This is a genomic window from Halomonas sp. 3F2F (genome assembly GCF_014897805.1).
In the GTDB taxonomy this organism is placed as follows: domain Bacteria; phylum Pseudomonadota; class Gammaproteobacteria; order Pseudomonadales; family Halomonadaceae; genus Vreelandella.
In genome coordinates, this window is record NZ_JABUZE010000087.1 from 1 (window position 1) to 8,736 (window position 8,736).

2 protein-coding genes are annotated in these 8,736 nt (G+C 55.9%); both read left to right on the forward strand.

Going from position 1 to position 8,736, the window contains the following annotated elements:
* Positions 1 to 317 (forward strand): phosphopantetheine-binding protein (locus INT21_RS10335; RefSeq protein WP_193085165.1); only part of this gene is annotated, 317 nt, incomplete at its 5' end.
* A partial coding sequence (locus INT21_RS10340) for a non-ribosomal peptide synthetase (RefSeq protein WP_193085166.1) occupies positions 314 to 8,736 on the forward strand: 8,423 nt, incomplete at its 3' end. The genes INT21_RS10335 and INT21_RS10340, both read left to right, overlap by 4 nt.

Below are 8,736 nucleotides of genomic sequence, written 5' to 3' on the forward strand. Positions count from 1 at the left end.
GTGGCTCTCAGCACGAGCCGCCTCAGGGCGAGATGGAAGAAGCGTTGGCGGAAATCTGGTCTGAGGTAATTGGCGTTGAACGTGTGGGCCGTCACGACAACTTCTTCGAGTTGGGGGGGCACTCGCTACTTGCGATGCAAATGGCGGCTCGCACTCAAGCTGTTATGCAAGTGGAGCTCAAAATATCGCAGGTGTTTAAAAATCCACTACTCCGTGACTTAGCAGAATGCATTTCCACGCTAAACAGTGGGTACTCCTTTGAGCAATCGCTCTCTGACATTGATTCCTTCATCGACAGCATGGATACCGTTCAATGAGTAGCATCGATCCCCGCCGTATTGCAGAGCGCTTTGCCGGCTTGCCAACTGAGCAACGCCGTGTGGTTTACGAGAAAATTCGTACTCAGGGATTGGGCATCGGCCAGTTCCCTATTCTTTCTCGTCCTTCATCACAACAGAAAACTTGCTCGCTCTCATATGCCCAGCTCCGCCAGTGGTTTTTATGGCGTCTGGATCCGGATAGTAGCGCCTATCGTATCACTGGGGCTTTGATTCTTAAGGGGGCCCTTAATTCTGAAGCATTGCGAGGTAGCTTCGCCGCTTTAGTAGCGCGCCATGAAGCATTGCGCACGGTGTTCCGTGACGATGGCGAAGGTGGTGCGATACAGGTGGTACAGGCTGAGGGCGACTTGGTGTGGCACGATATTGACCTAAGCCATGTACTGAAAGATGAGCGCGAGGCAGCGATAGAAAATCAAGTTACGCAGCTCTGCGATGTTCCCTTTGATTTGGAGCAGGGGCCGCTGTTACGGGTGGGGTTATTGCACTTAGCCGAAGAGGAGCATCTATTGGTGGTGGTGATGCACCACATCATATCCGATGGATGGTCGATGCAGTTGATCATTGATGAGTTTACTGCCGACTACCGCGCCCGGGTGACGGGGGAGACTTGGCAGCCGCCAGCCTTGCCGATTCAGTACGCCGATTATGCTCTCTGGCAGCGTCAATGGATGGAAGCAGGCGAGAAAGAGCGCCAGCTCGTCTACTGGCAGGCGGAACTTGGCGACGAACATCCAGTACTGCAGTTGCCGACTGATCGCCCGCGCCGCAACGATGGTCATTATCACGCTGCGCGCCACCACATGGTGCTCCCAGAGTCACTGATAAGCGGGCTGCGTAAGCGAACCCAAGCTCAGGGTGCCACCCTGTTTATGACGTTACTCACCGGTTTCCAAGCGCTGCTGTATCGATATACGGGGCAGGAAAATATCCGGGTCGGCGTGCCAATCGCCAACCGCCACCGGACGGAAGCTCAAGGCGTGGTGGGTTTCTTCGTTAATACTCAGGTGCTTAGTAACCAATTGAATGGTTGCTTAAGTCTAGTTGATGCGTTGGAACAGGTTAAGCGTGCGGCGCTGGGGGCACAAGAACATCAGGATCTGCCGTTCGAGCAATTAGTGGAAGCGCTGCAGCCAGAGCGTAGCCTGAGCCACACGCCGCTGTTCCAGGTAATGTTCAATCACCAGCGGCAAGATCATGGATCGCTGCAGACGCTACCAGGACTGGAATTGAGAACCTGGTCGCTGGAGCAGGGAAGAGCGCAGTTAGAACTGACGCTCAATGTGGTAGAACGCAAGGATGGCAGCCTGGAGGCGAGCTTCGTTTATGCAGAAGAGCTATTCGATGCAACCACCATTAAGCGTCTAGCTCGGTACTATACGGCCATTCTTCAGGCACTGGCAGAGGTGCCGAAATGCGCGTTGAGCGATATCGAACTGCTAGATAAAGATGAACAACTAACATTACACAAATGGGGCGTAAACACGCAACGGTATCCCGATGCCCAGCCAATCCATCAGCTAATTGAGCGACAGGTTGAGGCAACCCCAGAGGCCGCGGCGCTAGTATTTGAAGACCAGTCACTCAGCTACGCCCAACTCAATATCCGTGCCAACCAGTTGGCTCACTACCTGACAGACCTAGGCGTAAAACCTGAGACGCGGGTGGGCATCGCTGTTGAGCGTTCCATTGAGATGGTGGTGGGACTGCTGGCGATTCTCAAGGCGGGTGGTGCCTATGTGCCACTGGATCCGGATTACCCCGCCGAGCGGTTGGCCCATATGGTCGAAGACAGCGGAATCGAGCTGCTGCTCACCCAGCAGCATCTTCGCGATACGTTGTCGGTAGCTGAGAGTCTGAACGTTACCGAGCTGGATCGACTGGATGTCACTCAGCATGCCTCGACCAACCCTGAGGTGACGCTGCATGGCGAACACCTCGCCTATGTGATTTACACCTCGGGTTCCACCGGGCGGCCCAAGGGAGTCGGAGTGAGTCATGGCCCGCTGTCGATGCATCTTCAGGCGGCCGGAGAGCGCTATGGTCTGATGCCTGAAGACCGGCTGCTTCAGTTTGCTTCGATCAGTTTTGATGCCGCTGGGGAGCAGTGGTTGCTTCCACTGCTAGCAGGGGCTGCCCTTGTGCTCCCACAGGGACGATATCTAGGAACCGAGACGCTAGCCACTCTGGTGCAGCAGCATGCCGTTAGCGTGCTGTATCTGCCACCGGCTTATTTACGCCATCTCTATCAAAGCTTGCCGGTAGGTTCCTTATCGGTGCGCCTCTGCATTGCCGGTGGTGAAGCCTGGTCTCGTGAAGACTTCGAAGGAATTCGTCGAGTTTGCCAACCGGAGCGCCTTTTCAATGCCTATGGTCCGGCCGAAGCCGTTATCTCTCCGACGCTATGGTCGAATGATACTGGACGACTTGGACAATCGTCCCAAGTGCCGATCGGCCAGCCAATTGGGGCACGCAAGGCGCTGGTGTTGGATGCCGATCTGAATCTCGTACCGGTTGGCATAGCGGGTGAGCTGTATCTCGGAGGCATTGGGTTGGCTCGGGGCTACCTGCATCGCCCTGACCTTAGCGCTGAACGTTTTGTCGCTGATCCGTTTGCGTTGGGCGAACGTCTTTACCGCACCGGCGATCTGGTGCGCTGGCGTGAGGATGGCCAGCTTGAGTACCTGGGCCGTCTCGATCACCAGGTGAAGATCCACGGCCTACGTATTGAGCTGGGCGAGATCGAAGCCGAACTACTCGCTCAGCCGGCGGTTCGCGCGGTGGTAGTCGTAGCGCAAGAAGTCCCAACAGGTTCGAGACTGGTGGCCTATGTGGTTCCCCAGGCTGGTAGTGAACTCGACACCAGTTTACTACGTGAAGCGCTGGGGCAGCGACTGCCGGACTATATGGTGCCGGGCGTCGTGGTCATGCTCGAAGCACTGCCGCTGAATGCCAATGGCAAAGTAGACCGTAAGGCGTTGCCCGAGCCAGATTTGGCCAGTGGCTTGCAGTATGAGCCGCCTAACGGCGAGGTGGAAGAAGCACTGACGGAGATCTGGTCTGAGGTGTTGGGCGTGGAGCAGGTGGGCCGCCATGACAACTTCTTCGAGCTGGGTGGCCATTCGTTATTGGCTCTGAAAGTGCTGGAGAAAATGCGCCATCGGGGACTGACGGCTCAGGTACGTACACTGTTCCAATGCCCAGAACTGGCGGCCTTTGCCCTGGCTTTGACGCAGACATCAGAGCGGCAGGAAATTATCATCCCGGCCAACCGCATTCCGGATGGCTGCTCGGCGATCCAGCCAGAGATGCTGCCTTTGCTTGAACTCAATGGTGAAGAGATTCACGAGATTGAAGTGGCAGTGCCGGGTGGAGCCTGCAATATTCAAGATATCTATCCGCTAGCACCGCTGCAGGAGGGCATCCTTTTCCATCACCGGCTGCAGCTAGAAGGAGATGCCTATGTGACCCAACACTTACTTGGCTTCGACAGCCGAGAACGGCTGGAAGCCTTTATTGCTGTTTTTAACCAGCTGATTGCCCGTCACGATATTCTGCGTACGGCGGTGCTTTGGGAGAGAATTCGTGAACCGGTGCAGGTGGTATACCGGCATGCCGCATTAGCCCTCGAATGGCTAAACGTGAATAGCGCCTCATCACAAAGCGTTGCCGAACGGCTGAATGCCGAGGTGGATCCTGGGTACCACCGCCTCGATGTACGCCGAGCGCCGATGCTTCGGGCGCTGGCTGCCTACGATGCTGAGCAGGAACGCTGGTTGCTACAGTTACCTAGCCACCATCTGGTCATGGATCACACCACCCTTGAGTTACTGGTGGAAGAAATTGCCCTGATCCAGCAAGGCCGCGAGGATGAGCTACCCAAGCCGATTCTATTCCGCAACTTCGTGGCACAGGCGCGTCTGGGGGTGAGCTCAGAAGAGCATGAGGCCTTCTTCCGCGAGCAGTTGGGCGATGTGGAAGAACCGACCGCGCCTTTCGGGCTACTGGAGGTGCGCGGCGATGGCAGCGATATTGAGGAAATGCGGCTGCCGCTAGGGCCAGCGTTGGCTCAACAGGTGCGGAAGCAGGCGCAACATCATGGTGTGAGCACGGCTAGCCTATTCCACTTGGCCTGGGCCTTGGTACTAAGCAAAACCACCGGGCGGGATGACGTGGTATTTGGCACCGTTTTGTTCGGCCGTATGCAGGGCACTGAAGGAGCTGAACGAGCACTGGGGATGTTTATCAACACCTTGCCTGTGCGCATAAAAATGGGTACTCAAAGTATTGAGCAGTCCTTGCGACAAACTCACGAGGCTCTATCTGCGCTGCTGTATCACGAGCACGCTAGCCTTGGCCTTGCGCAGCGCGGTAGTGGGCTAACTAGTGGCATGCCGCTCTTCACCAGTTTGCTGAACTATCGCTATAGCGCACCTAAGCACGAAGGTCGTTCCGTTCATGCCTGGAAGGGTATGGAAGTGCTGGGCGGCCAGGAGCGTACCAGCTACCCGATTGGTATGGCGGTAGATGATCTGGGAGAGGGCTTCCAGCTAGTAGGGCAGGTGAGTCGCACGATTGGTGCACAAAGGTTATGTGATTACATGGAAGCCGCTGTAGTCGGCATTGTGGAAAGTCTGCAAGCGGCACCGTGGCAAGCGATAAGTGAGACCAGCCTGCTAGGAAAAAACGAGCAGCAGTTGTTGAGCGGCTGGGGAGAGAATACTCAACAGTATTCCGAAGTTGCACCAATTCATCAGTTGGTCGAGCGCCAGGCTGCAGTAATGCCAGAGGCTACTGCCTTAGTATTTGAAGATCAGTCGCTCAGCTACGCCGAACTCAATACACGCGCCAATCGTCTGTCCCACTATTTGATCGGTCTAGGCGTAGAACCCGAAGCTCGAGTGGGCATCGCCATGGAGCGCTCCATCGAGATGGTGGTGGGGCTACTGGCGATTCTTAAGGCGGGGGGGGCTTATGTGCCGCTGGATCCTGAGTACCCCTTGGAGCGGCTGGCCTTCATCGCCGAAGATAGTGGCATCGAGTTGCTGCTGATTCAGCACCACTTGCGTGAGTCATTGCCGGTAGCTGATGGCCTAAGCGTTGTTGAGTTGGATCGGCTGGATGTGGCACATCACGCCGCTACCGATCCAGCGGTGGCGCTACATGGCGAGAACCTCGCCTACGTGATTTACACTTCAGGCTCCACCGGTCGGCCCAAGGGCGCCGCCATCCGCCATGATGCCTTGACCAACTGCATGGTCTGGATGCAGGAGACCTACCAGCTCACCGACACCGATGCTGTGCTGCACAAGGCGCCGTTCGGATTCGACGTCTCAGTATGGGAAATTTTCTGGCCGCTGAGTGTCGGGGCACGTTTGGTGATCGCTCAGCCAGGCGACCATCGGGATCCAGAGCGTATCATTGAGCTGATCCAGCGGCACGGCGTTACCACACTCAATTTTGTGCCCTCAATGCTCAAGGCCTTCCTGGCTTATCCCGATGTTAAAGCCAAGACGCGACTCAAGCATATTATGTGCGGTGGCGAGGCCGTTCCAGCTACGCTACAGCAAGATGTGGCTGAGTGCCTTGATGGCGCCCACCTGCACGATCTCTATGGCCCCACCGAAACTACAATTCATGTCACTCACTGGTGGTGCCGTGAGGACGCTCATCGCCAGATACCCATCGGGCGGCCCATCAGCGGCACCCGGACCTACGTCTTGGATGGTGAGCTGAACCTAGTACCTCAGGGCGTTGCGGGAGAGCTCTATCTCGGCGGGATAAGCCTTGCCCGTGGATATCTCAATCGCAGTGATCTGACAGCGGAGCGCTTTATCGCCGATCCGTTCACGGAGGGCGAGCGCCTCTATCGTACTGGTGACCTAGTGCGCTGGCGGGAGGATGGTCAGCTTGAGTACCTGGGTCGCCTCGATCATCAGGTGAAGATTCGCGGTTTGCGTATCGAGCTAGGTGAGATCGAAGCTGAGCTACTATCGCAACCGAAAATTCGCGAGGCGGTGGTGGTTGCCCAAGAAAGTTCAAGTGGCTCGAGGCTGGTGGCGTATGTGGTTCCCCAAGCCGACAGTGAATTTGACACCCGTAAATTACGCGATCGGTTGGGTCAACAGTTGCCAGATTATATGGTGCCGGGCGTTGTGGTCACGCTCGATAGACTGCCGCTGAATGCCAATGGCAAGGTAGATCGTAAGGCACTGCCCGAGCCTGAGTTAGCTAGTGGGTCACAGTACGAACCACCTCAAGGCGAGGTGGAAGAAGCGCTAGCAGCGATTTGGTCTGAAGTCCTTGGTGTTGAGCGGACCGGCCGTCACGACAACTTTTTTGAATTGGGTGGCCATTCGTTATTGGCTTTAAAAGTGCTGGAGCGAATGCGGCACAGAGGGTTGACGGCACAGGTACGCACTCTGTTCCAATGTCCAGAGCTAGCGGCCTTTGCCCAGGCATTGACGCAGACATCAGAGCGTCAGGAAACTATCATCCCGGCCAACCGCATTCCAGATGGCTGTTCGGCAATCCAGCCAGAGATGTTGACGCTAATCGAGCTTAATGCAGAGCAGATCCGTGTGATCGAAGCAACAGTGCCGGGTGGAGCCAGCAATATTCAGGACATCTACCCGTTGGTGCAGTTGCAGGAGGGCATTCTCTTCCACCATAGGCTGCAGGAAGAAGGCGATGCCTATGTCACCCCGCGTCTGCTTGGCTTCGACAGCCGAGAACGACTGGAAGCCTTTATAGCCTGTTTCAATAAGCTGATTGCCCGTCATGATATTTTACGTACAGCGGTGTTGTGGGAAAACCTGCGCGAGCCGGTACAGGTGGTATACCGGCATGCCGAATTAGCCCTCGAATGGCTAAACGTGGATGGCGTCTCATCACAAAGCGTTGCCGAACAACTGAATGCGAAAGTGGATCCTGAGCATCATCGCCTTGATGTGCGGCGAGCGCCGATGCTTCGGGCGCTGGCTGCTTACGATGCTACTCAGGATCGATGGCTAATGCAGCTACCCGGTCATCACTTGGTCATGGATCACACTACCCTTGAGTTACTAGTGGAAGAAATTGCCCTGATCCAGCAAGGCCGTGAAGATGAGTTGCCCAAGACGCTTCCCTTCCGCAACTTTGTGGCAAAGGTGCGGCTAGGGGTAAGCGTGGAAGAACATGAAGCTTTCTTCCACGAGCGGTTGGGCGATGTTGAAGAACCGACAGCGCCCTTTGGGCTGTTAGACGTTCGTGGCGATGGCAGCGATATAGAGGAAGTTCGCGTTCCTGTAGACACGGAACTGGCCCAGCAAGTGCGGCAACAGGCCCAGCGCCATGGTGTCGGCACGGCCAGCCTGTTTCATCTAGCTTGGGCCTTGGTGCTGAGCAAGACGACGGGTCGGGACGATGTGGTATTTGGCACTCTGCTGTTCGGGCGCATGCAAGGTACCGAGGGGGCCGAACGGGCGTTAGGGATGTTCATCAACACCTTACCTGCCCGCATCGAACTGGGCACGAACGGTGTGGCTGACTGTCTGCGCTGGACTCATGATGTGTTGACTGAACTTTTGCACCACGAGCATGCGAGCCTCGCCCTAGCGCAACGATGCAGCGGTCTACCCGGAGGCACACCGCTGTTCACAACTCTATTTAACTACCGTTATAGTCCGCCGGAGGATGAAGACTCTCGGGCTAGCCCGGGCATGATTTTGCTGGACAGTCAGGAGCGCACCAACTATCCAATCACGATGTCGGTGGATGATCTGACTAATGGTTTCCAACTGGTCGGGCAGGTTAGCCATACAATTGGTGCTCAGCGTTTGTGTGATTACATGTATTCGGCTATAGCCGGCATCGTGGACAGTCTGCAAACGGCACCGCAGAAAACGATAAGTGAAATTAGCCTGCTAAGCCAAGCCGAAGGGCAATTGATGCGTGAGTGGGGAGAAAATTCTGATCATTTCTCAGATGTCTCGTCTATTCACCATCTGATTGAGCGCCAAGCTGAGGCAACCCCGGAAGCTCCGGCGCTAATCTTTGAAGATCAGTCACTCAGCTACGCTGAATTTAACGCCCGTGCCAATCGCTTGGCCCATTACCTGGTAGGCCTGGGCGTGCGCCCCGAGACCCGGGTGGGCATCGCCGTTGAGCGCTCAGTTGAGATGGTGGTGGGGTTGTTGGGTATCCTCAAAGCGGGTGGTGCTTATGTACCGTTGGATCCGGATTATCCGAGCGATCGATTGGCCTATATGGTTGAAGACAGCGGCATCGAGCTGTTACTCACCCAGCAACATCTTCGCGAGTCGTTACCAGTATCTGAAAGCTTGAACGTTATTGCGTTGGATCAGTTAGATGTGACGCATCATGCGTCAACCAACCCACAGGTGGCACTGCACGGTGA